Annotated in this window: 31 protein-coding genes and 1 pseudogene; 21 read left to right on the forward strand and 11 right to left on the reverse strand. The window is 57.3% G+C overall.

Going from position 1 to position 25,599, the window contains the following annotated elements; all coding sequences use genetic code 11:
- Positions 1–5: 5 nt before the first annotated feature.
- Entirely contained in the window at positions 6–3,716 is a 3,711-nt protein-coding gene (locus tag IPK17_RS35760; protein ID WP_343422499.1) for a DUF6079 family protein, read from the reverse strand.
- 39 nt (positions 3,717–3,755) lie between these two features.
- Positions 3,756–4,244 carry a BREX-3 system P-loop-containing protein BrxF gene (gene brxF, locus IPK17_RS35765; RefSeq protein ID WP_343422500.1) on the reverse strand — a complete coding sequence of 163 codons (489 nt, stop codon included), beginning with the start codon at positions 4,242–4,244 and terminating at the stop codon, positions 3,756–3,758.
- A gap of 74 nt (positions 4,245–4,318) precedes the next feature.
- Between brxF and IPK17_RS35770 the strand changes: the two genes are divergently transcribed.
- The 7 genes from IPK17_RS35770 (at position 4,319) to IPK17_RS35800 (ending at position 10,877) form a co-directional block, all read left to right on the forward strand.
- The gene (locus IPK17_RS35770) at positions 4,319–4,498 is read left to right on the forward strand and encodes a hypothetical protein (protein ID WP_343422501.1); all 180 of its coding nucleotides are present in this window, start codon (positions 4,319–4,321) and stop codon (positions 4,496–4,498) included.
- A gap of 297 nt (positions 4,499–4,795) precedes the next feature.
- Entirely contained in the window at positions 4,796–5,170 is a 375-nt protein-coding gene (locus IPK17_RS35775; RefSeq protein ID WP_343422502.1) for a ribbon-helix-helix protein, CopG family, read from the forward strand.
- Positions 5,167–5,832, forward strand: coding sequence for a hypothetical protein (locus IPK17_RS35780; RefSeq protein ID WP_343422503.1), 666 nt, complete (start codon positions 5,167–5,169; stop codon positions 5,830–5,832). The genes IPK17_RS35775 and IPK17_RS35780 overlap by 4 nt, the downstream gene beginning before the upstream one ends.
- A gap of 8 nt (positions 5,833–5,840) precedes the next feature.
- The gene (locus IPK17_RS35785; protein WP_343422504.1) at positions 5,841–6,020 is read left to right on the forward strand and encodes a hypothetical protein; all 180 of its coding nucleotides are present in this window, start codon (positions 5,841–5,843) and stop codon (positions 6,018–6,020) included.
- Complete coding sequence (locus IPK17_RS35790) at positions 6,017–8,041, forward strand: type IV secretory system conjugative DNA transfer family protein (RefSeq protein ID WP_343422505.1); 2,025 nt, start codon at positions 6,017–6,019, stop codon at positions 8,039–8,041. The genes IPK17_RS35785 and IPK17_RS35790 overlap by 4 nt, the downstream gene beginning before the upstream one ends.
- Entirely contained in the window at positions 8,008–8,328 is a 321-nt protein-coding gene (locus IPK17_RS35795) for an HU family DNA-binding protein (RefSeq protein ID WP_343422506.1), read from the forward strand. Before IPK17_RS35790 ends, IPK17_RS35795 begins: the two co-directional genes overlap by 34 nt.
- 41 nt (positions 8,329–8,369) lie before the next feature.
- A complete protein-coding gene (locus IPK17_RS35800) occupies positions 8,370–10,877 on the forward strand; it encodes an nSTAND1 domain-containing NTPase (protein WP_343422507.1) in 2,508 nt (835 codons plus the stop codon).
- Between the two features lie 69 nt (positions 10,878–10,946).
- Here the strand turns inward: IPK17_RS35800 and IPK17_RS35805 are convergent, their stop codons facing one another.
- Genes IPK17_RS35805 through IPK17_RS35825 form a run of 5 tightly spaced genes read right to left on the reverse strand, consistent with a single transcriptional unit; the run spans position 10,947 to position 16,009 of the window.
- On the reverse strand, positions 10,947–12,812 hold the full coding sequence (locus IPK17_RS35805) for a hypothetical protein (protein ID WP_343422508.1): 1,866 nt from the start codon (positions 12,810–12,812) through the stop codon (positions 10,947–10,949).
- The gene (locus tag IPK17_RS35810) at positions 12,799–13,032 is read right to left on the reverse strand and encodes a hypothetical protein (protein ID WP_343422509.1); all 234 of its coding nucleotides are present in this window, start codon (positions 13,030–13,032) and stop codon (positions 12,799–12,801) included. The genes IPK17_RS35805 and IPK17_RS35810 overlap by 14 nt, the downstream gene beginning before the upstream one ends.
- Positions 13,029–14,126: a hypothetical protein gene (locus tag IPK17_RS35815; protein ID WP_343422510.1), complete on the reverse strand. Its 1,098-nt coding sequence runs from the start codon at positions 14,124–14,126 to the stop codon at positions 13,029–13,031. The genes IPK17_RS35810 and IPK17_RS35815 overlap by 4 nt, the downstream gene beginning before the upstream one ends.
- Before the next feature lie 3 nt (positions 14,127–14,129).
- Complete coding sequence (locus IPK17_RS35820) at positions 14,130–15,791, reverse strand: type IA DNA topoisomerase (RefSeq protein WP_343422511.1); 1,662 nt, start codon at positions 15,789–15,791, stop codon at positions 14,130–14,132.
- Positions 15,788–16,009, reverse strand: coding sequence for a hypothetical protein (locus IPK17_RS35825; protein WP_343422512.1), 222 nt, complete (start codon positions 16,007–16,009; stop codon positions 15,788–15,790). The genes IPK17_RS35820 and IPK17_RS35825 overlap by 4 nt, the downstream gene beginning before the upstream one ends.
- 113 nt (positions 16,010–16,122) lie before the next feature.
- Between IPK17_RS35825 and IPK17_RS35830 the strand changes: the two genes are divergently transcribed.
- The 9 genes and pseudogenes from IPK17_RS35830 to IPK17_RS35865 all read left to right on the forward strand — a co-directional run bounded on the left by IPK17_RS35830 (position 16,123) and on the right by IPK17_RS35865 (position 19,470).
- Positions 16,123–16,305: a hypothetical protein gene (locus tag IPK17_RS35830; protein ID WP_343422513.1), complete on the forward strand. Its 183-nt coding sequence runs from the start codon at positions 16,123–16,125 to the stop codon at positions 16,303–16,305.
- A 287-nt stretch (positions 16,306–16,592) separates the two neighbouring features.
- Positions 16,593–16,916 (forward strand): hypothetical protein, encoded by a 324-nt coding sequence (locus IPK17_RS35835; protein WP_343422514.1) that lies wholly within the window; start codon positions 16,593–16,595, stop codon positions 16,914–16,916.
- The gene (locus IPK17_RS35840; protein WP_343422515.1) at positions 16,909–17,124 is read left to right on the forward strand and encodes a hypothetical protein; all 216 of its coding nucleotides are present in this window, start codon (positions 16,909–16,911) and stop codon (positions 17,122–17,124) included. The genes IPK17_RS35835 and IPK17_RS35840 overlap by 8 nt, the downstream gene beginning before the upstream one ends.
- An 83-nt stretch (positions 17,125–17,207) precedes the next feature.
- Positions 17,208–17,429 (forward strand): annotated as a pseudogene (locus IPK17_RS40855) (ParM/StbA family protein); the annotation flags it as partial.
- Positions 17,430–17,497: 68 nt separating this feature from the next.
- Positions 17,498–18,145, forward strand: coding sequence for a hypothetical protein (locus IPK17_RS35845; protein ID WP_343422516.1), 648 nt, complete (start codon positions 17,498–17,500; stop codon positions 18,143–18,145).
- Positions 18,118–18,375 carry a hypothetical protein gene (locus tag IPK17_RS35850; protein WP_343422517.1) on the forward strand — a complete coding sequence of 86 codons (258 nt, stop codon included), beginning with the start codon at positions 18,118–18,120 and terminating at the stop codon, positions 18,373–18,375. The genes IPK17_RS35845 and IPK17_RS35850 overlap by 28 nt, the downstream gene beginning before the upstream one ends.
- Positions 18,376–18,776: 401 nt before the next feature.
- Positions 18,777–18,911: a hypothetical protein gene (locus tag IPK17_RS35855; RefSeq protein WP_343422518.1), complete on the forward strand. Its 135-nt coding sequence runs from the start codon at positions 18,777–18,779 to the stop codon at positions 18,909–18,911.
- A complete protein-coding gene (locus IPK17_RS35860) occupies positions 18,905–19,060 on the forward strand; it encodes a hypothetical protein (RefSeq protein ID WP_343422519.1) in 156 nt (51 codons plus the stop codon). Before IPK17_RS35855 ends, IPK17_RS35860 begins: the two co-directional genes overlap by 7 nt.
- Before the next feature lie 17 nt (positions 19,061–19,077).
- The gene (locus IPK17_RS35865; protein ID WP_343422520.1) at positions 19,078–19,470 is read left to right on the forward strand and encodes a hypothetical protein; all 393 of its coding nucleotides are present in this window, start codon (positions 19,078–19,080) and stop codon (positions 19,468–19,470) included.
- A 139-nt stretch (positions 19,471–19,609) separates the two neighbouring features.
- On the opposite strand, the gene IPK17_RS35870 is transcribed toward IPK17_RS35865, so the two are convergent.
- On the reverse strand, positions 19,610–19,765 hold the full coding sequence (locus IPK17_RS35870) for a hypothetical protein (RefSeq protein ID WP_343422521.1): 156 nt from the start codon (positions 19,763–19,765) through the stop codon (positions 19,610–19,612).
- A gap of 56 nt (positions 19,766–19,821) precedes the next feature.
- Here IPK17_RS35870 and IPK17_RS35875 point away from each other — a divergent pair, with 56 nt between their 5' ends.
- Positions 19,822–20,064 (forward strand): hypothetical protein, encoded by a 243-nt coding sequence (locus IPK17_RS35875; protein WP_343422522.1) that lies wholly within the window; start codon positions 19,822–19,824, stop codon positions 20,062–20,064.
- Between the two features lie 62 nt (positions 20,065–20,126).
- On the opposite strand, the gene IPK17_RS35880 is transcribed toward IPK17_RS35875, so the two are convergent.
- A complete protein-coding gene (locus IPK17_RS35880) occupies positions 20,127–20,372 on the reverse strand; it encodes a hypothetical protein (RefSeq protein ID WP_343422523.1) in 246 nt (81 codons plus the stop codon).
- Between the two features lie 334 nt (positions 20,373–20,706).
- Here IPK17_RS35880 and IPK17_RS35885 point away from each other — a divergent pair, with 334 nt between their 5' ends.
- From IPK17_RS35885 to IPK17_RS35900, 4 genes are all read left to right on the forward strand, one after another.
- Positions 20,707–21,369, forward strand: a complete 663-nt coding sequence (locus tag IPK17_RS35885) for a hypothetical protein (RefSeq protein ID WP_343422524.1) — start codon at positions 20,707–20,709, stop codon at positions 21,367–21,369.
- 164 nt (positions 21,370–21,533) lie between these two features.
- Positions 21,534–22,145: a hypothetical protein gene (locus tag IPK17_RS35890; protein ID WP_343422525.1), complete on the forward strand. Its 612-nt coding sequence runs from the start codon at positions 21,534–21,536 to the stop codon at positions 22,143–22,145.
- A gap of 11 nt (positions 22,146–22,156) precedes the next feature.
- Positions 22,157–22,354: a hypothetical protein gene (locus tag IPK17_RS35895; protein WP_343422526.1), complete on the forward strand. Its 198-nt coding sequence runs from the start codon at positions 22,157–22,159 to the stop codon at positions 22,352–22,354.
- Between the two features lie 75 nt (positions 22,355–22,429).
- Positions 22,430–23,422: a hypothetical protein gene (locus IPK17_RS35900; protein ID WP_343422527.1), complete on the forward strand. Its 993-nt coding sequence runs from the start codon at positions 22,430–22,432 to the stop codon at positions 23,420–23,422.
- A gap of 206 nt (positions 23,423–23,628) precedes the next feature.
- On the opposite strand, the gene IPK17_RS35905 is transcribed toward IPK17_RS35900, so the two are convergent.
- Both IPK17_RS35905 and IPK17_RS35910 read right to left on the reverse strand, forming a co-directional pair.
- A complete protein-coding gene (locus IPK17_RS35905; protein WP_343422605.1) occupies positions 23,629–24,750 on the reverse strand; it encodes an RNaseH domain-containing protein in 1,122 nt (373 codons plus the stop codon).
- Positions 24,747–25,568, reverse strand: a complete 822-nt coding sequence (locus tag IPK17_RS35910) for a pPIWI_RE module domain-containing protein (RefSeq protein ID WP_343422528.1) — start codon at positions 25,566–25,568, stop codon at positions 24,747–24,749. Before IPK17_RS35910 ends, IPK17_RS35905 begins: the two co-directional genes overlap by 4 nt.
- Positions 25,569–25,599: the final 31 nt, after the last annotated feature.

Here is a 25,599-nt window from a genome sequence, read left to right on the forward strand (position 1 = left end):
CAGGGTTATTCCAGTACGATACGGACTTTCGCGGTAACTTTGCCGCGCGTCTTGTCGGAAATCAGGTCGTCAAAGCGTTTGCGAATATCGTCAGGCGTCACCGGTGAACCGCCGCTTAGGAGCGCCGCGCGCAGGTCGTCGGCGCTGATGCTCACCTTGACCAAGCCGGACAGTACCTCACGCAGGGCGTTGAGGAACGCCTTGCTCAGTGGGTCGGGAAGCTCGCGCGCATCGAGGAAACTGTCAAGCAGCGCGCGGTCAGCGGCTTTCAGCAGTCCCAAATCATCCTGCACGGTCGGGTCTTGCAGGTTGTCGATCAGCGTTTGCGTCCAGTCCGCCAGCATCCGATCCAGCGCCGCATCAATCCGATCCAGCGCCACGCTGGTCGGGACATCGACGCTCTCTACGTTGGGACGGAAGCCGCAGTGCGGGCAGATGGGCGCAGTGTCCAGGTTGGCAGGTGTCAGGGTAAAGCACGTCTTCAAGCTGGTGAGCAGGCGCTCTAACTCCGTCAACTGCGCGACCGGCATTAACTCGACGGTCGTCAGGGCGCGCAGCGTCGCCAGTCGTCCATCCTGCACCAAAGACCCCTTACGGCGATCATCCCCGTGACTGAGGCGGGCGCGGGCGTGCAGATCAAGATAGATGCGAATGTAGCCGCGTTTCAGTTCGGTCAGCGTCTGCGCCATCTCGCGGCGTGCCTCGGCATCCAATCTGCCGCCGGTTTCAATGTGCTGGCGTAACGTCTGCTGCGCTGCTTTCACGTCAGCCACCCACGCATGATCAGCGGGCAGCACGGTTTCCGCCGTCGAAAGGTAGTTGGCAAGTGTGCCTATCTCGGCGACTAACTGGCGATAGTCTTCAATTTCCGCCAGTGCGCGCAGCCCATCATCGTAGGCTTTCACCGTGCGCGCATCCATGCGGAAGTTCTTCAGCTTGCCCGCCGTCGTATACGGTTGCAGGCTTTCAAGGAACGTCTTGGTCGCCTCCATACGCCCGCGCAGCGCATCAGCGGTCGCTTCATCTAATAGCCGCCGCCCCCAGAAGGGGAAGCCGTCGCGGATCTGCTGCTGCGTCGTCACGAGTCGTGTGATATTTTCGCCCGTCGCTTTTTGCATTGCCTGAATTGGTTCGGGATGACCATTCGTCAGCAATTTGACCATCCCATCGCCAAGACGTAACAGCGAAAACAACGCATTTAACGCAGCCAGGTCCCAGTCTTTCGGCTGCTCAATGTGCTTGAACTGGATCAGGTCGCGCACAGGCGTGTTCGCCAGTTCGTTGATGCCGGTCGCGTCGAATTTTTTGCCTGCAATCGCCAGCACGATGTCACCGCTGTAGACCAGCGTCGCCAGCAGCACGATTACCAGCGGCGGTTCCAGCCGGAAGCGATCTGCCGCCATGTACGGAACGCCTTTGTCGTCGCCCATGATCTCGCCGTAATTCACCACCTGACCGCTGCCCTTTTTGCGCAGCAGGTCAAGGATATGGGCGGCATATTTAGAATCATATGGTGCAAGCTGGTCGCCATCGAGCAGATCGAGCGCATCGAGAATCGCCGCACCTGCCTGCGGTCGCAGCGCCCCTGTGATCCAGCGGAGTGCATCACGCACCTGACCTTCCATCGTCGTGCTGCGCACCGTGATCGAGAATTCCGGGTATTCTGGTGCTTGATCATGGAAATGCTCCGCCAAACACACGCCGCCGACGGTATCCACATAATCGCGGATATTCAGCGTGCCTCCACCTGACGGCACTTTGCCCTTGATCCAGTCGAGCAGCGATTTCGTTTTCCCCTGATGGGTGACTTCAAACGCGCTGGTCAGGTTTTTATGCAGCCACTTCGCCATTTCACGCAGAAAACTCGCTGCTTTGTCGAGATAAACCTTTTGAGCATGTCCAGAGGATTTCTGACTCAGGTCAACCGCTGCGGCGTACATCTGAATGACTCTGTCGAATTCATCATCCCGTTTCGCCAGCCGAAAGAAGACCTCATCACTTTTCTTCTCGTCCTTGAAGTAGGGCGCGTCATAGGGCTGGATGAAATACAGGTAGAAGTCACGTTCGGGGACGGCAGTCGAACGTTCGTTGGGGGAGCCAAAGAACAAATAGCCCAGCCGTCCGGCACGATGCTCCCGCCATTCAAGCTCGTACTGCCAGATGTTGAAACCCGTGGCCACCACAGGTGCATCGGTCAATTCGAGGACGCCCCTTAATGCGACAAAGTAATAGCGATCAAGCTGACCTCGGTCCAGACTCTCGGCGCGCCGTTCAATCAGCGCGTCATAGTCATCCGTCTTTTTCAGGTCAAGATAGTACTGCCCGTTGTCCGGGTTATAGGTGATGAACTGTCCGTTAACGGTCTTGACGATCTCACGCAGGGCAGTCTCGACCGCAGTCAGCAGATCGTCGGCGGGTTCACCACCCAGATCATCGACTCCCGGCTGATACAAAGCGAGGTTGTCGCGCAGTTCGCTCGGAGTCGCGCCAATCGCCGAATTGGTGTCACCGACCGCCAGCCTATGGACAGACAGTCCATGAATCAGCCGCAGCGCCATCGCTTTGTAGAGCGGTCGCGTGTACGCCTGCTGCACGCGGTCTTCGAGCGTTTGACTGCAATCCTGCACTTCGCGCACATCCGGGATCGAGCGGTAAGCGGCGTTTCCCCGTAACGAAGCCCAATAGGCATCGTAGGCGATGAGTCCGGGCTGATCGACGGGGACCTCTCGACTCACCATTCCCTTCATGATCGCTGAAAGAGACTTGAGGATTTCACGTTTCTCGATCACGGCAATGCGGTCAAACGTGTCAATGTAGTTCGGATGCACAGGGAACAGATCGACAAATTCCTCCATGCGCTCGTTCATGCCGCCGTAGTATTTGGCATACTGAGCGAGATGCTCCCGAATGGCGGCGCGCTGTTGGGGCGTCTTGCGCAGCAAACGCTGTGAGACGACATACTTCACGTCGCGGCGGGCGATGATCACCTGCTGGAAGCGGTCTTTTACACGACGTACGCTGTCAGCGGCAAACTGAAAACGCGGGTTATCGAAAATCGCTTCCTGTACCCCGGCAATGAACCGGAAACGCAGATCGCGGGCGCTCTCGCCAATCTCACGGAGGAAATTCAAGTCGAGGATGAGCGCTTGATCGGGACGGGTACGAAGAAAGTCCAGCAGTTCATCCACCACGAGCAGCAAGCCATGATCAGGATATGCCTGCTGAAACAGCGCCATCATGTCTTCAAACAGGTGTTTGTGCCCGGTTACCTGATCCATCGGCGGAAACTGAAAACTGATCCCCAGTCTTTCTAGCCCAGCTTCCATTTCTTCAACCAGAATTTGACGCAGGGACATTTCGGTTGCGCCGATTTCCGTTCGAATGACCTTAAAACGACCTGCGATCTCGGTCGCCGCCTCAGCGACAACCGGACTTGTCACATGGGGCAGCAGATCGGCATGTTCGGCTATGGCCGAGATGACCGACATCAAGTGCGATTTACCGGTGCCATAGTTGCCGACAACGAGCAGTCCCATGTTGTCGTTCGGGTACTCAAATTGTAGCTGGGGAATCAGCACGGTCTTGAGGCGATCTGCCATCTCATCGGAGATCACATAGGTCGAAACTAAGCGCTGGGCTTCATCCAGTGCATCCGCTTCACGAAGCTGCACCACGCTCTCAATCGGATCAAACTGAATCAGTTCACCGTATTTCATTGATACTGTTCCCCAAAGTTATTCTCAATTTGTCGTCGCTTAATCGAGCTGAAGCGCAAGAAAATCCTTTACAGGATAACGCCGAAACGCAGGATGATTGGGTTGAGCATAGGTCAAAACGCCATCCTCGACTGTACCGTGCCAAACCGCAACAACGACCCGGCTTCGGGATGCTCGCTGCAACAAGGCAAGTGGATTGCTTTCCAGGCTAGGCTCAAACAGGATGTCGATGTGGTCAAGAAACACAAACTCGCCAACTGTTGTTTCGTGAGCTGCAAAGCCAGCTATCGCCTGTTCTAGAGCGGAACCGAGCTGCAATTTTCTCTGTCTCTGCGTCATCGCTAATAGTAACTTGGACAGTTCAAGATTGACATTTAGGACTCGTGCGCCAGTCTGCGACGCGGCGCGATACAGTAAGCTTGGCTCAGCCATCTTGGACTGACAGACCACAACAAGTCTATAGTACAACTCTGAAGCCTGCCTCATTTGAGTGAGTAGATCAGTTGGTGTAATCATCCGTGCCGCCACAATACTCCCACTAAGTACAGTATAACGCGTGCGACCTATTATCTCATGTTCGCCTTGTAGACTTACGTTTGCGATTGCATTTCATACTCTCGTCGCTGCCACATACCTATGGCGCTGCCTCGCAGCAGCGCCGCATCGCGTTCGCGATGCCGACCAACCCCGCCGCAATGCAGCCGTCGCAGACGGGCGCATTGGAGGCTGCCGACGGTGTATTCAGCGCAGCTGAATCATCGGCGGAGTTGGGCGCGAGGTAAAAACCTCGCCACCTCATACGCCGGTGGAGGCTATTGTGCGCCTCTCCGTGGCGCACCCACGCCGCACCATGCGGTGCAGCGTGGAACGTGGGCAGGCACATGCCCGCCCACCGGACACACCCCTTCGGGCTGCGTCCGAAAAGCATAACACCACACCCTCAACTGCATTGCAAACACACGACCCGGAATCCTCCATCCTGACTCTGTACGATTCCCAACCCGCAGCCGGAATCGTACAGCCGTTCGTCCGCCGCACTTTGCCACAATGGGAACAGCGCAAAGTGTGGAGTAGTTTGAATGGCGACCAAGACCGTCCGCCGCAGTATCAGTATGACCCCGGAAATGCGCGATCTGCTGGCGCAGATTGCCGCTAAACATGGACGCGATGTCTCAGAGAACGACCTGATCCGTGATGCCATCCGTCACTACCTCGATCAGCAGTCGGATGTGGTTGGCAGCCGCCGCCACTTCCAGCGTTCACTGCAAGCCCGGCTTGATCGGCTCGAAAGTACACTCACTTTTCAGATGCTGATGCTGACGTTCCTGCTGGCAACCGTGCTAGGGGACGAGAGCGGCGAAGCCATTGATGAGGCGATGGCAGCCGCAGCGAGGGATGGCGAGGCACTGCTCAAACAGATTGCGGCGCTGCGCCCACCGAAGGGTGACGCATGAGCAAGCCAATCATCATCCCTGACTGGGCGTACAAGGGACACAAACGTGCCGGACGCGGCACGGGGCGGCAGGGCTTGAAAGCCACGCTCAAATATTTGCAGTATCGGGATAAAAAGAACAACCACCTTGCACAAAACCACGCCTACGAGCGCTGGCAAGATCGCGGTATGGGCGTGTCTTACGGCGAAATCTTCAAGAATTGCGACGCGCTGCAAAGTAAGCACGTCCTTGCATGGACGTGGGTGATCTCCCCTGCACCTGACCTAATGGAACTCGTTCCCCAAGACCAGCGCCGCGAACTGCTCTATGAACTGACCGAGCGCGTCGTTGAGGACTACTATACCGAGCGCGGCTTCGATGTCCCCGAATACAGCTTTCTCATGCACAGCGCCAAAACGAAAGGCAAAGACGGTGAGCCGCCGCAGGAGCATTTGCACACGCATGTGATTCTGCCCGGCACAGCACCCTCAACGGCTGATCGCATCCCCGTCTACAACAACACGACGAAAGGGCATGACCGTCTATTCCGTGATATCGCTGCGCAGCACTTTGCCGACATGCTTGACGAGCGTGGTATCGATTGGCGACCGCTGCGCGAAGAACCTGAAGCAGAAGTGCAGCGCGACGACGCGATTGTTTTAGACGACTTTTTCTCCCTTTAGGAGGTGCAATGCAGAATTATCACTGGCTTGGATTATTCGCGCTGCTCACGCTCGTGCTGGCTGGAGCAGCTATCGGACGCATTTTTAAGTTACCCAACGGCGAAGGTATCTATCTCACCGTGTTCGCTGCCGCGTTGATCGGCTGGTGGATTGGGCGGCGTAGCAGTCGCAAGAAGGAGCGCCCATGATTTACTGGCTGTTCACAGATGGGCGCGACGCGCTCTCTGGATTGCTCTTTCCACTGCTGTGCTGTGCGCCGATGACAATGTTAATCACAGCGGCAGTGCTGGGAGCGAGCATCCGTAGGACAAGCGATGAAGGCGCGAATGCCTCATGGATGCAGCGCGCTCTGCTCGCTGCAACCTATACGCTCGTGCTGTTGACAGTAGCAACCGTCTATCTGATGTTGCTCGGCGATCAGGCAGTGAAGCGGGGACGCTCAAATACCAGTGATGTGATCAAACTGCTGGTTGGTGCACCAACCAGCATCAACACCATGCGTCTGTTCCTGTTTGGAGTATTTCTGGCGTTTGTGCTGATGATGACCGTCATCGGACTGCACAGCCTGCTTAGAAATGGCGGCTGGCTGCGCGAGAAAATCGATCGTCTGCGTGCGCCGATGATCAAGCGCGGGGCGTTGGGGTCGTCGCACTTCTGCACCTTGCGCGAGTACCGCCGCTTTCGCCGTCCTGATCCCGAAGGCTTGATCCTGCTCGGCGCGTTCTGGGGCGAGCAGAAGCGGCGGCTCGATGTCGGAACTGGGCAGTTCTGTCTCGGTGGAGAAGACGTGGCGCGCGGCATCTTGACGCTCGGCGGTCCGGGTTCGGGCAAGACGCAGGGCATCATCCTTCCAGCAATCGCCGACCGGATGCTGTCTGGGCATTCGCTCGTCGTGGCTGATCCGCAGGGCGAAATCACCACACATATTCTGAAGTATGCTGCTGTCACCCGACATCTGGTCGTGGTACATGATCCGACCAGCGCCGCCGGACCGCGCTACAACCTCGCACAGGGGATTGACAACGTGTCGGATGCGCGGGCGATTGCCGATGTGCTGGTGCCATCCGCGCAGGGCGACAACCGCTTCTGGACGGACAGTGCCGCTGCGCTACTCGCCGCCTGCCTGATCCGCTTCGACAACCTCGGCGCGATCTACAACGCCATGAACGACGTGAAAGCGCTGGCGAAAGCCCTTAAGTCGAAAAAAGACGACGCAGCGCTGTTGGCAAACAGCTTCATCGCCTCGGTTGGATCGGACGGCAAGGTCGCATCAAACGTGATTGCGACGCTGGCAACTGCACTCACCGGTTGGGCATCCATCGACGTGCGCGCCAACACCTCCGCCTCCGATTTCGATGCCGAACTGGTGGTTGAGCAGCCCACCGTCGTGGTCTTGACCTGTCCGGGGCGAATGCGCGCCGTCTATGCCTCCTATCTCGGCGCGACGCTGCGCAAGCTCATGCTCGACCTCGATACGATTGGCGAACGCAACAAGGGCCCCTTGCCTGTCCCGGTCGGTGTGATCCTCGATGAGTTCCCGACACTCGGCAAGCTCGACAGTCTGGTCGCCGATGTGAACCTCGTCCGCAAGCGTCGTATCTCGATCCTGATCGGCGCACAGACGAAGGGGCAGTTCGAGATGATCTACGGGCGTGAAGGAACGCAGGCTTTGTTCACAGGGCTAGCGACGCAGGTGATCTACGGCGGCTGCGATGCGGACACGGCGGAGTTCTACAGCAAGGCGAGCGGTACAGCGACGACGGATGCCAATCAGGATGATCCAAACAGCCACCTGCGCCAGCGTCCGCTGCTGACCGTCGATGAGGTGATCACGCCACAGGTGGGCAACTGCACGATTTTCGCCCGCTATGTCGAAACGGGCTTCGCCACGCAGGTGATCCTGAACGCCCGGCTAACACGATTCTATGAGCGCGATGCTTGGAAACGGAGCATGACCGGAGCGAAGGGGAGCGAACCACTGCTATTGGAGCGCGGCATTGATTTCGACGACCCGGAACCGCAAGCCGCCGAAGTGCCCACAGCGGATGGAATCGCTGGAGGCGCATCGACCATCGAGATCGCGGCGCGGGCGAAGCTGGCGGAGGTGAAAGCAACGACCGAACTGGCCGCAGGAGGCAAAGTCAAGCTTACAACCGTAACGGATCTGCGCGCCCGATGGAAGAAGAATCAACCGGAGATGACGCCATGAGTTTGAACAAGAAGAAGATGGTACGCGAAATTGGACGGCGCACGCGCCTGAGCAACCGCGACGTGGAGCGCGTGATTGAGACGTTGGTCGACGTGTGGACTGAAGAACTCGTCAGCGGCGGGCGCATCGAGGTAGAGAATTTCGTCGTACTAAAAACAGTTATCCGCCTACGTCCTAAAGATCATGGAGAAATGCTGGATGCTCAGCATAGCACCTTCAACCGACAGATCGTAATGAAAGTGAGCAACCGCTTGCGGCATCAACTGAACCATGCACATAATACATGAATTCTGCCTAGATGTTTCGCTTACGGAGTCTGAGACTTTACATGGAACAGCAGCACATATTCCTGTCGTATTCGTCGCACAACAATGACTTCGTCAGTAATTTACGTGACGACTTGCAGAAGGCAAACCTAAGGATTTGGATAGACCGAGAGGGATTGACTGCAGGAACTCCAAATTGGGAGAGAGGTTTGCGGGATGCAATCCGAGGTGCATATGCATTAGTTCTTGTTGCGTCGCCAGCTTCATATGAATCACGTTATGTCCAGGGGGAACTGGAAGTCGCGAGAATGTATGGATGTCCAGTTTTCCCTGTATGGGCAGATGGGGAAATCTGGGGAGAATGTGTGCCGCTAGACTTGATCAAGACCCAGTATGTCAACATGCGCGCTTCCAACTACAAGTCAGGGTTCGAGCAACTAACGCGCGAACTTAGGAAGATCACAACAGCTGCCTCAGTTTACGAATCTCCATCAGGAACCACATTTCGGTCATCCCTTCCTCCAGGTTTCGAACCCAGAAATCCCTATAAAGGACTTCGACCATTTACTGAAGGCGATAGGGACGATTATTTTGGGCGAGAGACATTCATTTCAGAAATGATAGAGGTTCTACGAACTTCAAATTTCTTGTCAGTTATTGGACCAAGCGGTTCGGGCAAGTCAAGCGTTGTAATGGCAGGGTTAATCCCACATCTGCGCAATAGTGCATTACCGACGAGCAATACTTGGATTTATCTTGATCCAGTATTTCCTGGAGCCGATCCGCTTGAAGCGCTATCGATTGTTTTGGCAAATGCACTTGACAGCAGCATCGGCTCTGTTGCAGATGACCTTGATAGGAGCAATAAGGGACTGCATTTGACAATACGTCGCCTAGCAAAACAGCGAAGTGCGAAAGTATTTATCTTCATAGATCAATTTGAAGAATTATTTACACAAACATCAGACGAGAATAAGCGAAAGCATTTTGTTGACTTATTGGTAAATGCTGTAATGGAAACGGGTTCACAATGCATGGTCGTTGTCACGCTTCGTGCAGATTTTTATGATCGACCCATGAATTATGAAAACTTGGGAACTCTCATCGAGCAATACAGTAAGTCCGTGTTGCCTATGACTCTTGATGAATTGCGCCAAGTGATTGAACGCCCCGCTCAAAAGGAAGATGTTCAGATTCAGTTTGAAGCAAATTTGGTTGGTGATTTATTGTACGAAGTTCACGCTGAAAATAGTGCACTTCCACTGCTTCAATTTACTTTGGATCAGTTATTTAGGAAGCGAGACGGACTTAACATCACTCGTCAAGCCTACATGGATATTGGCGGTCTATCCGGTGCTCTTGCATTACATGCCGAAACAGTATATTCAATGTTGCCTTCTGCAAACCATCGTGATATGTCACGGCATATATTTATGAGACTGATCGAACCCGGCTTGGCTGAGCAGGGTGTGACGAGAAGGCGTGCTTCTCTACGAGAAATACTATTCACAGATAAATCGCATAGTAGCTTGGCACAGGAAATAATTGCGGAATTTGTGGAAGCACGTCTATTGACGATCACTAAAAACATGGTCGAAATAAGTCACGAAGCTCTCATACGACAATGGGATCGCCTTTCTGGTTGGATCAATACTTATCGAGATGATATTCGAATCCAGCAGATGTTAAGAGCCAATGTGACTGAATGGCTTTTGCGCAATCAATCACCCGATGTGTTGTTCCGAGGTCCTAGGTTATTAGAAGCTAGAGAGTGGGCTACGCGTAATACTCCAAGTGCCGATGAAGACGCCTTTTTGCACTCGTCGTTGGAAGCCGAAAGAGATGAACTAGAGCGAATTGAGATTCAGGAACAGGTAAAAAAGCGTCTTGATGCACTGGGTATAGATGTTATGTTTAGCCTTCCGCATGAAATCAGAACACCGTTGTCAACGCTCCTAGGATTTGCAGAACTTTTGATGGACACAGAAAACGACACAGATTTTATGCGTAGTATGGCGCAGCAAATGCATAACAGTGCAGTGAGGTTGGGGACAATCATCGACCGATTCTTGATCTATTTGCGTATATTGTCTACTGAAATTGATCCCGCTCAGATAGAAAGTCGAAGGTCTCAGTTTGTTCACAGCCCTCAGGGAATTATTACTGCAGAATCCCGACTCGTTGGTAAGCAATACGATAGAATTAGTGACATTCAGTTAAGCCTAGAGGCAATCGATCAAGTCAAAATAAGCGAAGCTGACCTCAAAGTGATAATACATGAGTTGCTCGACAACGCCCTCAAGTTTTCAAACAAGTATATAGTTGTGACTGGAAAAAAGGACGGGCAGTTCTACGTGGTTTCGATTAAGGATTTTGGGCGAGGGATGAGCGTTGAACAAATCGAACAACAGTATGCTTACATACAATACGAGAGAACCGTATATGAAAGACAAGGTATGGGGTTAGGACTATTTATTGCGCGTCGCTTGGCAATGCTGTATGGTGGAAAGCTAAACATAAACAGTGTAATAAACACTTTTACTGAGGCGCAAGTTTACCTTCCTTGCTGATCATAAATTCATGTTCAACAAGCTCCCGTCTGCAAAAACCGAGCGCCCGGTCATGCCGGGCGCTCATAATTACATACTGAAGTCTAGAGGTGAGATGTCGGGCAGATCGCTTTCTTCTCGCTCGGCATTCGGATTATGCAGGTGCCAGTCGTCCGCCTCACGCACGATGGTGCGATTCCCGCTCATATAATCGACGATGCCGCGATAGTCAATCTCCTCCCACTCGCCGGACAACCCTTCGAGCTTCGCCACCTCTGGTGCGAGCTCATGCCCGTCGAGCAGCCCCGGCACCAGATACGAGCGAAACTCCGTCTCGAACTTGCGCGCATCCTCGTCATTGGCGAAGTGCGCCATCTCCAACGTGCGCGCCTCGGTCGGATAGACCGAATCGTCCATCCCGTTCGCGTCGATGTAGTCGTCGAATTCGGGCGGAAGCTGCGGGAACTCGGTCACGAACAGTGCCGTCCCCAGTGACTCACCCTCCGGTGTTTCGACCGGGCGATAGTGCATCTGCCAGTAGTGCGGATCAGACTCCGGTTCGACGCGATCCTGCTGCTGCGCGACCAGTTCATCCCAACTCCCCGGTTCCGGTGCATCCGCATCGGGCGCGCGAACGCCGGGAAGCTCCGCCGTCTCATCGTTAGTAATGTCGCGAATCGGTGCGCCGACCTGTGCCTCTTCCAAGCCCACCAGTTCCGCCTCCCGCACCGTCGTGAAGCGGTCGGGCGGGCCTTCGGTGAACAGCCGTCCATCAGCACGATTCGCGTTCAGTTCCCCGTTTGCCACCGCGATCCCCTCCGCCCTCCGCATGGCGGCTTCCAACCCCTCGTCCTGATAGGTGCGGTGCAGGTTCTCGCGATCTATAGCTGCGACTTCGCGCTCGATCTCGCGCTCCCACTCATACGACTCCAGCGAGTACGTCTTGAGTGTCTGCCCTTCGTGACCGACGCGCCCGTTGGCTTCCAACCACCACTTGTCGGCGGTCAATTCCAGCGTCCACGGGTCGGCAGGCATGACTTCAAAGGAGTAGTTGACCGTCGGATCAACGGGCTGGAGCAGGCGGTAGGCTGAGTCTTCGAAGTGTTCCTCAAAGGCAGCGACCGCCGCATCGGGTTCAACCGGCGCGAGTCGCTGCGTATCCGCGTCCATCTCTCGATCCCGTTCAGCATTGGTGGTGAACGGGTCAGGCGGCCCGTCGGTGAAGAAACGCGGATCGTCGCGCCCGTCGTGGAGCGCGCCGCTCGACACCGCCATGCTCTCGGCGAGATTCATCGCCGCTTCCAGCCCGCGTGTCTCGCGCACATCCGATAATTCCGCCTGATCGCGTGCGGCTTCTTCGCTCATGCCATACTGCGCAATCGGCTGGCGGGCTTCGTGATCCTGCGCGCCGTCGCGCCAGCGCTTGACCGCTTCGAGCCCCGGATCGCCGTCGTCACCCACGCCCACCTCAAAGGCGTAGTCCACACCCGTCTTGAGCGCGGGCAGCGCCTCCGGTTCGGGGAACGCCAGCCCGTGCGACCGCGCCGTCTGGTAGGCGAGTTCCTGTGCGTTGTCGAGATCGCCGTCCATGAGCATCGTTTCGAGCGTCTGGCGCGGAAATGCGTAATCGCCCCGGCTGTCCAACGGCATGATCGGGTGCGCGTCATGCACCAACCGCCCATCGTCGGTCTGCGCGGCGCGGAAGTAGCGCAGCTCGTGCGCCAGATCGCCGCCATCCGGTTCGTTGGAGACATCGACCGCCGCGAAGAAATGGACCGTCCCGTCTGTATCCAGATGGTTCGGGACGTACTGCTCCTCCTGATCGAGCGGCACGAGCGTGTCGTAGAGCGTTACGGGCAGCGTCGGATCGCGGAGAACGTGCGGTTGCTCCGCGCCAGTGAAATCGTCGTACACGTCCCAATCGGGATGTTCGTTTGCGACCTTAGAATCGGTCATCACCGCTCCTTTCGATCAAGCGCACGGGGATTTCACGCCCGGCGCGCCCACGTTCGACGGTGGTGAAGCGTCCATCGGCTGCCAGCCCAACCGCCGCTCGGCGGATGAGCAGGCGCAGCGCGCCGGTGCGATCCAACGCGAAGCGTGCTGCTACCTGTTCGAGCCGGAGGTGATCTTCGGGTGATAACCGCAGGGAGAAACTCTTGGAGGTCTCGTTCATAGGTCAATCTCCCACTGGTCACGGGTATAGTCCGCCAAATCCTGCGCCGCGTCGGGTTCAAGTGGGATGCCACGCTCGCGTTCCCACAGGTCACGCTGGTCGGCGGCGAGTGCCATCCCTTCCGCTGCTTCAAATGCCCGCTCGATACCGCTTCTCTCGACCACGCCGAGTAGGTATTCCGCTGCACCGTATGCTTTGTTCCAGTCGCCCGGCACGACGGGCGCGAGCTGTGCCTCAACCTCGCCCGTCTCCGGGTCACGTCCGAGCGAGAGGATGCTGGTCACGGCATTGTCGGGATCACCCTTGTCTGGCTGAAAGACGCCAATCCAGTAGGCTGTGCCAGTATCGGGATCAATGAACGGCGGCGGATCGCCTTCCGGGTCGAAGCCATTGGCATCAATGCCGATCTCACGCAGCGCCTTGAAGGTCGCAGAATCAGTGATCTCTGCCACATCGCGGATGGGTTCCGGTTCCGCGAACAGCGCCTCTAGATCAAGATCGTCCGGCGGCAGATCGGGAGTAGACGGCGCATCGAGCGATTGCATTTCCTCATAGGCGGCGTATTCCACGTCACTCGCAGCGCGCCATCCGGGAGCTGGGTCGCCGCGTTCGGCGGCACGCTCCGCCGCTCGGTCAGTCGCATAATCGACCATCTGAAATGGCAGCAGCCCCTGCGCGTGTATATCCCCGCTCAGCTCATGGTAGTAGGCGGCGGCTTCGTCGATATCATCGAAGGTGCCGATTTCCAGATAGCTGCCGCCCAGATCGCCGGTGTGGGCATTCGCGTACAGGTCAACTGCGCCGATGCTGTACTGCTCGGTTTCGCCATCGGGCAGTACCCGTCCGACAGCGACAATCGCCGCGTCGTGCCAGCCCCACCCGTCGTCACTGTCATAGGTGGGTGCCGCCGCACTCGGCGCGCCGACTTCTTCCAAGTCAGGCGGACTGAATGGCTCGAACGGATCGTCGTCCGGCAGGTAGTCGTAGCTGTTTCCGCCGAACAACTCCTCGGGAAATGGATCGTCCGGCATCGAGCAATCGAGATCAGATGGGGGCGGCAGATCGTCCCAGTCCGGGGGTTGCAGGTTCGACATCGCTTAGACCTCCTCTACCGGGCGTAGGACGATGGGCTTGTGCTCCGCCGCCACACGCACGGCGGGCACCGGACGCAGCGTCGCGCCGAAACGCTCCCAGAACGCGCGCAGCACGTCGGCACGCTGACGCTCACCGGACGCGATGCGCTCAAGATTAGCTGCCCATTCACGGGCAAAGGCAGGCGCGGTGAGTTCACCGAAATGCTCTGCCAGATACGCCACGACCGTCCGCCCCACTTCGGTCAGCCTCAGCGAACCTTCCCCATCCACATAGCCTGCCGTGCGGAGCGTGGTGAGCACAGTGACCGCAGCAGAAACACTCACCCCGCTGTCCACCAGCGTGCCGACCAGTCCCGTATCGCTGAACGGCACGGGCGCGTCGCTCGTCACCGCTTCAACCGTGATGCTGGCAGGCTGCAAGGCAGCACCTTCCGGCAAGATCGGCAGTACCGCGTCTTGACGGTCGGACGGCAGCACCCGTTTCCATCCATCAAAGTAGAGCAGCGCCGCTGTTGCCCGCAGTTCGAGCGGATACGGCTTGTCTTTCGATACGCCAACCAGAATCCGCGCGCCCATCAGTTTGTCCTGAGCGGGCGGCATGTGGGCGGCGATGAAGTGCTTCCAGACGAGCGCATAAACTGCCGCCCCATCCCCCGGCAGCGACTCCGGGGCACGGCTCACGTCGGCAGGCGCGATCCCGGCGGTGTTATTCGGTTCTGCCGCCAGATACTCCTTGCCGAACTCGCGGCGGATGTATGCCTGCGCCGCTTCGTGAAGGGCGGGTGGTGCGACGGTATCCGGGGACGTGATCCAGCCCGCGTCATAGAGCGTGGCGATCAGCGCCAGCGTGTGTTCTGGGGTGAGTGCAAGGTCACGCGCCGCGATCTCGATCAGGCGGCGCAGCGTGAGCGGAGTGGGTGTAGGCTGCGTTTTGAGCGTCTGCCCGGTCTTATCGACCCAGAACTGACCGCCTTTGAGCAGCGTCTCCAGCTGTCGCGCCTGTTCCGCCGTGCGGATCACCAGCGCTGTGCCTTTAGCGTTCAGCACATTTGCACTGAAGGTCATGCCATCGGATACGAACGACACGCTTGCCCGCCAGCGCGTTTCCGGTGTGAATGCACCATGCTGCGCGTCGCGCTCAGTGAGCAGGCGCAGCGCGACCATGCCGTCAAACGTCAAGGCAGTCTTGAAGCCAAGCGCCTGGCGCGCCGTCACATTGATACTCCACCCAACGAGGCGGTCGAGGATGCGTTCCGCCGCGTGTGCCTCGATCAGCTTCATGTCCAGTGGACGTGGGGCGGCGAAGGCGGCGCGGATGGCGTCGGGCGTGAGCGCGGTTAGTGTCACCCGGTAGACCAGCTTGTCCTTGACATCGGGCGAGAGCGCTAGCACCTGCCACACCATCGCTTCGCCCTCACCGGTGGGCGGTGTCGCCGCGTAGACCGCTTCGCAATTGCGCAGCGCCTTCATCAGGCGGCGGACGAGATTGCCCTTGCTCGGCACGACGGTGAAGGACGGACGGAAATCCGCTTCCAGATCGATCCCCAGTTGGTCGGCGGGCAGGTCGCGCACCATGCCGGAGCACGGTTCGACGCGCCAGCCCTCACCGAGCGCATCACTCAGCCGTTTCGCCTGCGCGGGTGTTTCGACGATCACGAGTTTCATTCAGCAGTTTCCTTTCCAACCGCGCCAGACGGCGCGCGTTCAGTTCCTTCAGCAGCAGCCGCAGTTTGCGGCGGGCGCTTGTCCGCTCGCGGGGCAGCCCCACGTTCGGCAAGTTCCCGCTCGCGCAGCGCCAGCCAGATCGGCCACTCCCGGTAGGCGTGGTACGCCTGCTTTTCAAGGTCTTGCCACGGCGCGTTCGCCGCGTTTTTCGCCGGCATGTCATCTCTCCTCCGTCAGCTTTTCGTCAAGTGGTGCGGAAGCGTGCCAACTCGCCCGGGGTACTTTTCCCGTACAAGTAGAAAAGCCCCTCGTCCTGTATGTCGAGGACAAAATGGAAACGCGGCAGCTGCGCGATGATGTCGCGGTGCTGCTGGTTGAAGTGGGCGAAGGCGGCATCGTCACGGAACACATTCATGCCCTGCCGCTGACTGAAGATCACGCGGATCGGGCAGTTCTCGAAGATGAGGCGGGATTTCCCCTCCAAAAAGACACTCATCTGTTGATGGAGCAGTAACTCGACAAGAGTTGCGTCCGTTTGACCTGAGCGAAGTCGCCCGCGCGTTCGAGAACCGTTCTCTCCCCAAACTTGTTCGTCCTGAAGCCGATCCCAATACCGTGGTCGGGTTCTTCGCGTTCAGGAGAGATACCCCATGAAACAGGAGAAATCGTCGATTTACGTAGTCAGACGCTCCCCACCGGGAACATTGGCAGGTCAGGCAGTGGCAGCAGCATTCCGCGCTGCTCCCGCTCGGCTTGATTCTGCACACGGTCAGCACCGACGCGGGAGACGTGGAACTGCACATGCCTTACGGCGCTTCCCGTGACCGTGAGGTGCTGCTGTGGGCGTTTGCGGAGGTCAAGCGACTGCACCCCCCGCCCACCGATCTGGAAAGGCTGAACACACTGCCACTGGCAGAGCAGTTCCGGCTGGCGCTCAATCTCGCGTTGGAATATGTCCAGCTTGCTGAGGACGGGCGCGGACACAATGACCGCTCTCGCTATCTCGCCCGCTGTTTGCGCCAGATCGCCAGCACCTTTCCCAATCCCGTTGGTTCTACAGCCGCATCTGGCGAATCGTCGGATGAACAGGCTGTTATCGATGCTTCAGGAGATCAAGATGAGTAAGCGGCGAAATACTCTCGTTCCGGTCGCGCCGAACGGCGTGATCACCATCGGGCTGGACATCGGCTATGGCGTCGTCAAAGCCGTGACCAGCGAGACTGTCATCACCTTTCCGTCGGTCGCGGGTCACGCCCGTGAGATCAAGTTCCAGCAGGCGGAGATCGCGCATCGGCATCCCGGCGACCAAATCACCGACGACGAAGGCATGTAGTTTCGTGGGCGATCTGGCACCTGGCGCGGCTCCCGCCAGGTGAACTGCTCCGCTTGCGCGGACGCACCGCCAACGAAGCGACGATGGGAAACGCCTTCCGGCTGCGCTTGGCGAAGGTCGCCATCGGCAAGCTTTTCAACGGCGTTCACAACCGCGATGCTGTTCACATCCGACTGGCGACGGGGTTGCCGTGTGATCACATGCGGGATGCGGCTGAACTCAAGAAGGCTCTGTTGGGGACGCATCTTGTCCAAACCGACTCGGCGGAGGTAATCGCCAACGTCACCGAGGTCATGGTCATACCGCAGCCGTATGGGACCATTTATTCGCGCACGCTCACCCCGGCGGCGATCTCAATCCCGCGCATACCTTCATGCGGACAGGCGTGTGTGATGTGGGGACGTACACGGTTGACGTGGCGCTCGATGACGACGGCGAGTACATCGACTCGGAGAGCGGGAGCGTGGAGAGCGGCGTATTCACCGCGCAGGAGCGGATCGCGGAATCACTCGAACGGGACTATCGCCAGAAGATGCCCTACAAGATCGTCGAGGACGTACTCCGGACGGGCCGGTTCCGCGCCAGCGGCGATTTGGTCGATTACAGCGCGGAGGTCGAGGAAGCCCTCGCACCGTTACGGAGCGCCACGCTGCAACCTGCTCAGCGAAAGTGGAAAGCGGGGACGACCGTCGATGGTCTATCTATCCGGGCGGCGGAGCGAACTGGTACTGCGCGACGTAATGAGCGCCTATCCACAGACGCAGTTAGTCAAACAGGCACAGATCGCCAACGCGCAGGGCTACTTGAACTATGCCCGGTTCGCGGAGACGGCACGATGAGCGGGTTTTACCAGTTAGACCAGCGGTTTGACGGCGGTAAAACCGGAAAACGAGGGGGGATGAGCAGCAAACGACCGCCCAAACGGGAACACAAGCTAATCGCGTTCAAGGCGTTCTTCGATACTGACCGCGACATCTTGGAATGGTGGGAGGGATGCAGGACGGCGAGCGCAGGAAGTTGATCCGCGAACTGCTGCGCGGGTATGTGCGGGGACTGCCACTCTACGAAGCGACGCGCCGACCCGCCGTCGCGGTAGATGGAAGTGTCGTGCTGCAACTCAGGGATGATACGGCATGGATACGCGGGGCGTTGAACGAGATGCCTGCCTATCTGGAAGGGCTGCTCGGACGAATCAGCGTCAATCCAATACCGATCAGCGTGGCGCAGCCACGTACGCAGCTTCGACAATAGCCTGTCAAACGATGCGCTCGCGCGCCGCAAAGCAAAGATGGGGAAAGTTGGATGGTGAGATCGTTCGCCATGCAGCAGCCAAAGCCGTTCGACGCCGTCGCAATGCGGGGACTGTCCGTTGGGCGGCGTCGGCGTTCCGGTTCGAGGCGGGGGGCGCGTTCGCTGTTCGTCGTCCAATATTTGGACGCGCCCCCTGTCCCTCTCCCGGAACACAGCCAGCTAAAACGCTGGCTGCTCAATCACTCCCCGGGGCTTCGGTGCAGCGCCTCGCGGCAGCGCGCCGGTTCGGCGGTGCAGAGCACCCGCCGAACGTGTAGACGGTACCATGTACCGTCTACACCACCGCTCAATTTCGCGGGTCAAAGTGAACCGGTTCGTTTGTGAACCGGAAGGAGAAAACGATGAACCATCGACAGGTGATCAAGCAGGCTGCACGGCGCTTTCCCGACCTGACTCAGCAGCAGATTGCAGACGTGTTGGAGGTGCTGGTCGAGGTGGCTGGAGCGCGACGCTGGCGCAGTCCGACGACGTGGTGATCCGCGACTTCGGCAGACTGACGGTCGAAGTCCAGCAAATGAAGACCAGCGGCGCAGTTCGGACGCTGGGCAGCACCGCTCCGGAGCGTCTGACACGGCTGTACTTCCGCCTTTCACCCGGTCGGCAGTCTGCGCCGTCGTGGACTTGAACACAACTAAGGAGAGGATGCATGAAAAGGACAAGAACAAAATCCGCTTCACCGTCGGCTTTACGCCCGATCAGGCAGTAAGCTGGACGAAGATCCACCGGACGCGCAGTCGCAAAGGGCGACACGACCAAGCCGTGCCGCGCTCGTGCGTGAGGCGGTCGGTATCTACCTCCAGCACCAGCCTGATCTGGTCGGATCGCGCAAGCAATCGCCAAAAAGACCTTGAGGGAAGATTGATGCACTTGACGCGGAAATCGAAGCGGGCGCAGTTTGCGGCATTCGTTGAGCGTGACGCGTCGCCGGACAGGAGGCTGAGGATGGATCGGAAGCAGATGTGCGTCGCCAACGTGCAGTACAAAAAACCGACCGCGAACGGGCCGAAGCGCGCCAAGGACTGCTGCGCTACCTGACCTACCGCGAAAGCCGCGACGAGGGCGCGCGCTACGCCGCTGGACGGGAGCGTTGGGAGGATCACGGCATGGGCGGATCCGGTCAGGAGATCGCGCAGCCTCTGCGAGAACGCATTCCAGAGGCAGCATGTGCTGCTGTTCAGCCTCGTCTACAAGCGTCAAGCCTGATCTGATCGCGATGGTCGCAGCGGAGCGGCGGGAGCAGTTCGTCCGCGAACTCACGGTACAGACGACGGAGGCGTTCTTCGAGCAGCGCGGCATCGACGGCGGACTCGGATACTCGTTCGTCACCCATCACCGTCAAACGGACGATCCAGGAATCACCAGGACGGCACGACCCGCACGCATATCGTGCTGCCCGGCACCTACTACGACGACAGCCCAGGCGAGCGCGTGCCGTTGTATTTCAATCGGAACAAGCGCGTCGATCACATTGCCATGCTGCATGACTTGACCGAGCAGCAGGCTGTCGAGCAGATGGAACGCTACGTCGGTCCCGACTGGGAACGACGCTATGACGATCTGGCAGCAGCACGCGCCGCGCTGGTTGGCGATCACCGAGCAGCCCGCTCGTGGCACGTTCGAGACGGATGACGGGCGATCAACTTCTGGGTAGGAGCGCGGCGCCTGGACGAACAGACCAGCGCGACGGGCTACTACCGGAGCGGCAAAAAGATGACGCAGTGGAGTTTCGCCCGTTGATCGGCGGGCTGAAGCACGACGAGGCGGATTTGTTGGCAAAGCTCTTGCACAGTGAGATCGGCGGGGATTTCGCGGTGCTGCGTCAGCTTGCCGATGGCATCAACGAGATGAGCGGGGCGGAGCGGGGAAGCCTTCTTCGCCGATGTGCGCCGGTTGGATTTCTCACCGCCGGAAAGTGATCGAACACCGGATTTGGACATCGACTTCGACTTTTAGCCGACATGCACACAGGGGAATGGAGCGCTCTTGTTTGGCGACCAGCGCGCTTCAAACCCCCGTGTGTCATCGAATAGGAATGAATATGAGTATCGCACAAACTGACGCCTCCGGCAACAGACCGGAGTGGCGTGATTTTCTCCGCGCCTTATACAGCGGCGCACCGGAGGAACTGTATTTTGAACTGCGCTGCATCCATCAAACGACCGGGATGCCCGTTCGTTCTGGAGCAAAGTCGAGGATAAACGCACGCTGACCAATGCGCTCAATCGCGGAACCGCCTTGAACCGTGAGCGGCTACGGGCTGTACTATGCGCCATGCTTGCGTTCGCAGAGAGCAGGGCAAAGCGGAAGCTGGCGGCACTGCTCCCCGCACTGTGGGTCGATCTTGACTGTGACGACGATCGGCACGCCGGGCGATGGCCCTGGCAAAAACTGCACGCTTTCAACCCGCTGCCGTCAGCGATCATCGACAGCGGCGGTGGCTTGCACGCCTACTGGCTGCTCTCCGAGCCGACATCCCTTATAGATGAAGCGGCTCGAAAACAGGCGGCGGGCATTCTGCGCGGACTGTTCAGCGCGCTCGGCGGCGATCCGCAGTATGTGAAGTCGGTTGCGTCGGTGATGAGATTGGTTGGCAGTGTAAATACCAAGCCAGAGAGAGGTGGCGTGATCGTGACGGTGGTCGAACTCCACCGGCTCCGGCGCTACCCGCTCACTGATTTCGCTTGGTTGGAGAGCCAGTCGCAGGTCGAGCGGATCGACGGCCTGAATGTCGTCACGCTTAATGGGAATGGGCGGCACCCTCTGCCGAAGCGCACCGAGGACTATCTCGTTTCCGGGGCGACGGAGGGCAGCCGGAATACCGAACTGTTTCAAGCGGCGTACCAACTGCGCGATGCGGGTCATTCACAGTCGAAGCGGAGTCGCAGCTTGTCCCGCGTTACGTTGCAGATGGATGCAGCGGACGCGAGGCGATAGCGACGATCCGTAGCGCCTACAGCCGTCACGCCGCGTGAACCTATTCCCACACAGCGATCTGGGCGGGAGCAAGTCAGATCCCTCATCAATCGGTACGGTCGGCGCGACGGTGACGGGACGCGACCGACAGTGGACGAAATCCGCGCGGCGTCAAAGCATGTGCGGTGCTCGATCCGCTGGCGTGGGCGGAAACGCGCAAGCAGCTGCGCGCCATCGCCGGGGACACCTTTCGCGTGCAAGACCTGAATCAGATGTACCAGCAGGCGCGTCGTGAGGGCAGATCGCAGTCAGGCATCAGGTCATTGTCTGCCGCCGGGCGTTATCTGGAAACCGAAACGGGCATCGTTTACGAGAAGATGACCGAACGGGGGTTAGTCCGTCAGCCCGTGACCGATTGGACAGGGCGCATCATCGAATGGATCACACGGGTTGACGATGACGGGCAGGAAGAACACATCATGCGGACGCAGGTGCAGCATCCGATGCACACCACCACCCTCGATATTCCCGGTGAGTTGTTTGGCGACAGCAATGGCTTTGGACGCTTCATCACGGGGCGGGCGAGCGGCATCTTCACCGTTTATCCCGCCATGCACCGCCATCTCCCGCACGCCATCCAGAGCCTATCGGGGGCGATTCCGCGCAAGACGACCTATCGCTTTCTCGGTTGGGCGGAGCATGAGGGACAGCGAGCATTTCTCACGCCGGGGATGAGCGTCAGCGCAGCAGGGGCAATCGAGGTCACCACCCGAAGTCGAACTCCGAAAACCGCCTGAGCGGGTACGGCTTGGTTGATGCGTCATGGGAAGACAGCCTCGCCGCCTTCAATTCGGCGATTGCCGTGTTTCCGCCGCACATGGCGGGCGCGCTGACCGCCTTTGCCCTGCTCCCGCTCGTACAGCGATTTTCCCACCTGCCGCGATGCGCCCGGCGCTGCACCTGGTTGGCACGACCGGCAGCGGCAAGGCAAGGATCGCCGCGCTGATGACCAGCTTCTACGGGCAGTTCACGCGCGACACCACCCGCGCAGTGGGGCGATACCGTCAACACGGTCGAAGTCTTGGGTTACGCGCTCGCTGACGCACTGTTCTGGGTCGATGACTGGAAGCCGTGCTACTCGGATGAAAAGACCTTCACACGGTTCTTGCACGCCTATTCGCGTGGGATGGGGCGCGGCAGACTGACCAAGGACTCGAAGGTGCGGCAGGATCGTCCGTGTCGCGGACTGCTGCTCTCCACTGGCGAGACGACTATCGAAGGCGAAGCCTCAATTCTGGCGCGTATGCTCGTCCTCGAAATCCCGCCGTGGGAGAAGCGTGATCCGGGTGGCAAGCGGTTGGCACTGGCTGAAGCATACCGCTCATCACTCCCCGGATTCACTGCACACTTTGCCAGCTGGATCGCCGCACAGGTCGAAGCGGGAACGCTGCAAAGTCACCTTGCCCGCGAATACGAACTGAGTGTCAAAGGCTACCGTGCCAAGCTGACGGCGCAGCTTGGCAGACAAGCGAATACCGGGCGCGTAATTGGCAACTGGGCGGCACTGATCACCGTCTACCGACTGCTGCGCCAGTTCTTAGAGGAACGGGACGCAGACGATGGGCTGCCCGCGTGGCAGGACAGCATTGTTCAGACCGCGAAAGCGGTGCAAGAGGAGCGCGCCGGACAGGTGTTCATCGATACATTGGGGCAGCTTCTCGCCAGTGGCGATGTACGACTCGTCGATCTCGACAGCGATGAGGAAGTGAAACCCGGCGCGCCGATCATCGGTTATCAGGATGGGCGCTTTATCTATCTGCTGCCGGAAATCTCGCTCCGGGAGGTGAAGCCCACGCAGTCGCTCAACTTCACGACCAAATCCATTGGTGACCAGCTCCGCGAGGATGGCTGGTTAATTCCCAATACCACCGATGGTCGCCTAACCATTCAGAAGCGGTTACTGGGAAACAGAGCATGGGTCTGGTGCCTCAAACGCGAAATGTTCGACGGTGACACCGAGGACAGCGGTGACGCTGAGACGCATAAAACCTATCGAGACGCTATTCAAGCATGATTCTTGATCTGATGACTCTGGTGACACTGATGACATCTCTCAATGCGGGGTGTCATCGCTGTCACCATGTCACCACATTCGATAAGGCATTTCGGCACGATTCCCAAAAATACCCCACCCCATAAAGCTGCTCATGAACTGACGATCTGCAACTGATGACAGCGGTGACAGCGGTGACATTTTATGATACGAATGCACATACTATTTTATTCTTGTTTATCCTCATCTATTTCATCATTCTCATCGTCGTCTTCAATCCATAACAGATATTCCTCGATAAGTTTGCCTAAGTGCAATGGTAGTGCATGTGCAGTTTCGTCTTGGTATTGAGTGCTTGCGTCACGTAGTATGTGAACAAAGTCCGCAACATATTCAGCATCGTCATGAGGTTGCATCATACCAACTGTCAATTCATAGTAGGCTGGGGAAGGCGTTGCCCTTGATGCGTTTGCTGTGTTTGTTTTAGTTAAGTTTCTATTGAACTGCTGTGTAGTAGCAGTCTGAGAAGTGCTCACGAATGTGCGATTACCTATCTTATGCAAGCCAGCACTTAATCCAATTGTGTCACCCTTCGCATACCATTCCGGTGTTTCGTGTTCCACGCTACGTACACGAACCACTCTCAAATGGGGGCGATCTTCAGGACTCCATTTCTGTCCATCATTAAATTCGATCTCATCTGGTGAAATTCGCTGGTCCTGAAGCCAGCGCCAAACTTTATTACGCATGTTTGATTGTGCTGCATCCACCACGAGGACAACGTCTCGATTCAATCCAATTCGATCTAAGTCCTGAGGGATGCGGGTTGCTACTTCATTATGCTTACCAATAACTTCAAGTTTACCCTGTCCCGCTAACAGCAATACTTCATGGTAGGGAGCCATCTCTTCCATACCACTGACCCATGCATAAACAATGCCACTTTCTCCATCTATAAGAACGAGGGTTGGAAGAAAATGCTGCTGAAAGGTTTTGCTTTTCTTGCGTGATTGCCGGACGAGCCAATATCCTGCTGCATTCCAACCCCAACCATTTAATAGCCAACGCCTACCCGGAACAGGATAACCTGCTGTATGAACTCCTAATTGGCGTAGTGCATCGAGTGCAGCATTAGTAAATCGATAAGGTATTTTCTGCTCATCATCGCCTTCATTGTTCCTAGCACTACTGTCCTGACGATAAGCTTCAATTTCCTTTTGACTCATTGGATTAAAAAACTGTGTTAAGCGACCAGTATGTGAAAAAGCAGATCGCAGAGTTTGTTTGGGATCTGTGCCGATTTCATACTGTTCCTTACTTAATATTTCGACTAGTGCAATTGTGGTTATATCAGCCTTTCAAGAGTATTCACAACTGTTTCACGGCGTGTCTGTGCGACATCGCGCAGACTATCACCTTTTGTTCGCCGTAGCTCTGCCCCGATTGCTCCTAATTGACATGTAGATACCGTCAAGGTTTGTCCATCGCGGTTATGAGACCCTGTAACTGGGTTAGTCAAATCGAGTAGTTCCGCGAGAGTACTAAGCATTGCATCACGACTGGTATCATTTTGATAATGTACCTCAATAGCAATTGGTGCTCCTCTATGTTGTTGCTGAAGGCGTGCCCAACGCTTGCGGTAATCCGGTGATTTACTATGAAATGGATCCTCATTCCGTGTCTTACTAGTTTTAGTGACTTTTCGAAGGGGTTTTGCTAGTTTTAGCCAGTTACTCCAATGCGGAGTGAGTGCGGTAAGCAAATCATCTCTATCTGCTGGACTTACACCAGGTACAACCTCATGCTGTATGCCAGATATACGATTAGAGTAAACCATAGCGATATTGGGCATTTCTTGGCGTTTGAGCGAGTCTGCGGGGGCTTTTCGGAGTTGCTCAGGGTCTGGCAATCTCGGATCCAATTTGAGGAAGCTCAACATTTCCGGTAATGTGTCTGACCAAACAAGATGCCATTCTGCCTTTGATTGGTCCGATTGAGGATGGATTTTTGCCGTAATTACCTGAAAGTTGTGTGCAGATTGTATTCCGCTAAGATAAGGCAATTTCGTGCGAATATAAACACTCAACCGCTCTCTGGGCAAGAAAGCGTGATATGTTGACACCCACCGCCGAATACCCATATACACATTAATCTGTGGAACGGACATAAATGGTATAGTAGCTATGGCAATATCTAGA

This window comes from Candidatus Flexifilum breve, from assembly GCF_016713355.1.

Excerpts from the sequence above, each read along its gene's own strand:
- IPK17_RS35760 (WP_343422499.1), bottom strand. The coding sequence starts at position 3,716 with ATGAAATACGGTGAACTGATTCAGTTTGATCCGATTGAGAGCGTGGTG.
- IPK17_RS35775 (WP_343422502.1), top strand. The coding sequence starts at position 4,796 with ATGGCGACCAAGACCGTCCGCCGCAGTATCAGTATGACCCCGGAAATG.
- IPK17_RS35780 (WP_343422503.1), top strand. The coding sequence starts at position 5,167 with ATGAGCAAGCCAATCATCATCCCTGACTGGGCGTACAAGGGACACAAA.
- IPK17_RS35785 (WP_343422504.1), top strand. The coding sequence starts at position 5,841 with ATGCAGAATTATCACTGGCTTGGATTATTCGCGCTGCTCACGCTCGTG.
- IPK17_RS35790 (WP_343422505.1), top strand. The coding sequence starts at position 6,017 with ATGATTTACTGGCTGTTCACAGATGGGCGCGACGCGCTCTCTGGATTG.
- IPK17_RS35795 (WP_343422506.1), top strand. The coding sequence starts at position 8,008 with ATGGAAGAAGAATCAACCGGAGATGACGCCATGAGTTTGAACAAGAAG.
- IPK17_RS35800 (WP_343422507.1), top strand. The coding sequence starts at position 8,370 with ATGGAACAGCAGCACATATTCCTGTCGTATTCGTCGCACAACAATGAC.
- IPK17_RS35805 (WP_343422508.1), bottom strand. The coding sequence starts at position 12,812 with ATGACCGATTCTAAGGTCGCAAACGAACATCCCGATTGGGACGTGTAC.
- IPK17_RS35810 (WP_343422509.1), bottom strand. The coding sequence starts at position 13,032 with ATGAACGAGACCTCCAAGAGTTTCTCCCTGCGGTTATCACCCGAAGAT.
- IPK17_RS35815 (WP_343422510.1), bottom strand. The coding sequence starts at position 14,126 with ATGTCGAACCTGCAACCCCCGGACTGGGACGATCTGCCGCCCCCATCT.
- IPK17_RS35820 (WP_343422511.1), bottom strand. The coding sequence starts at position 15,791 with ATGAAACTCGTGATCGTCGAAACACCCGCGCAGGCGAAACGGCTGAGT.
- IPK17_RS35825 (WP_343422512.1), bottom strand. The coding sequence starts at position 16,009 with ATGCCGGCGAAAAACGCGGCGAACGCGCCGTGGCAAGACCTTGAAAAG.
- IPK17_RS35830 (WP_343422513.1), top strand. The coding sequence starts at position 16,123 with ATGGAAACGCGGCAGCTGCGCGATGATGTCGCGGTGCTGCTGGTTGAA.
- IPK17_RS35835 (WP_343422514.1), top strand. The coding sequence starts at position 16,593 with ATGCCTTACGGCGCTTCCCGTGACCGTGAGGTGCTGCTGTGGGCGTTT.
- IPK17_RS35840 (WP_343422515.1), top strand. The coding sequence starts at position 16,909 with ATGAGTAAGCGGCGAAATACTCTCGTTCCGGTCGCGCCGAACGGCGTG.
- IPK17_RS35845 (WP_343422516.1), top strand. The coding sequence starts at position 17,498 with ATGCGGACAGGCGTGTGTGATGTGGGGACGTACACGGTTGACGTGGCG.
- IPK17_RS35850 (WP_343422517.1), top strand. The coding sequence starts at position 18,118 with ATGCAGGACGGCGAGCGCAGGAAGTTGATCCGCGAACTGCTGCGCGGG.
- IPK17_RS35855 (WP_343422518.1), top strand. The coding sequence starts at position 18,777 with ATGAACCATCGACAGGTGATCAAGCAGGCTGCACGGCGCTTTCCCGAC.
- IPK17_RS35865 (WP_343422520.1), top strand. The coding sequence starts at position 19,078 with ATGCATGAAAAGGACAAGAACAAAATCCGCTTCACCGTCGGCTTTACG.
- IPK17_RS35870 (WP_343422521.1), bottom strand. The coding sequence starts at position 19,765 with ATGGGTGACGAACGAGTATCCGAGTCCGCCGTCGATGCCGCGCTGCTC.
- IPK17_RS35880 (WP_343422523.1), bottom strand. The coding sequence starts at position 20,372 with ATGTCCAAATCCGGTGTTCGATCACTTTCCGGCGGTGAGAAATCCAAC.
- IPK17_RS35885 (WP_343422524.1), top strand. The coding sequence starts at position 20,707 with ATGCTTGCGTTCGCAGAGAGCAGGGCAAAGCGGAAGCTGGCGGCACTG.
- IPK17_RS35910 (WP_343422528.1), bottom strand. The coding sequence starts at position 25,568 with ATGTCCGTTCCACAGATTAATGTGTATATGGGTATTCGGCGGTGGGTG.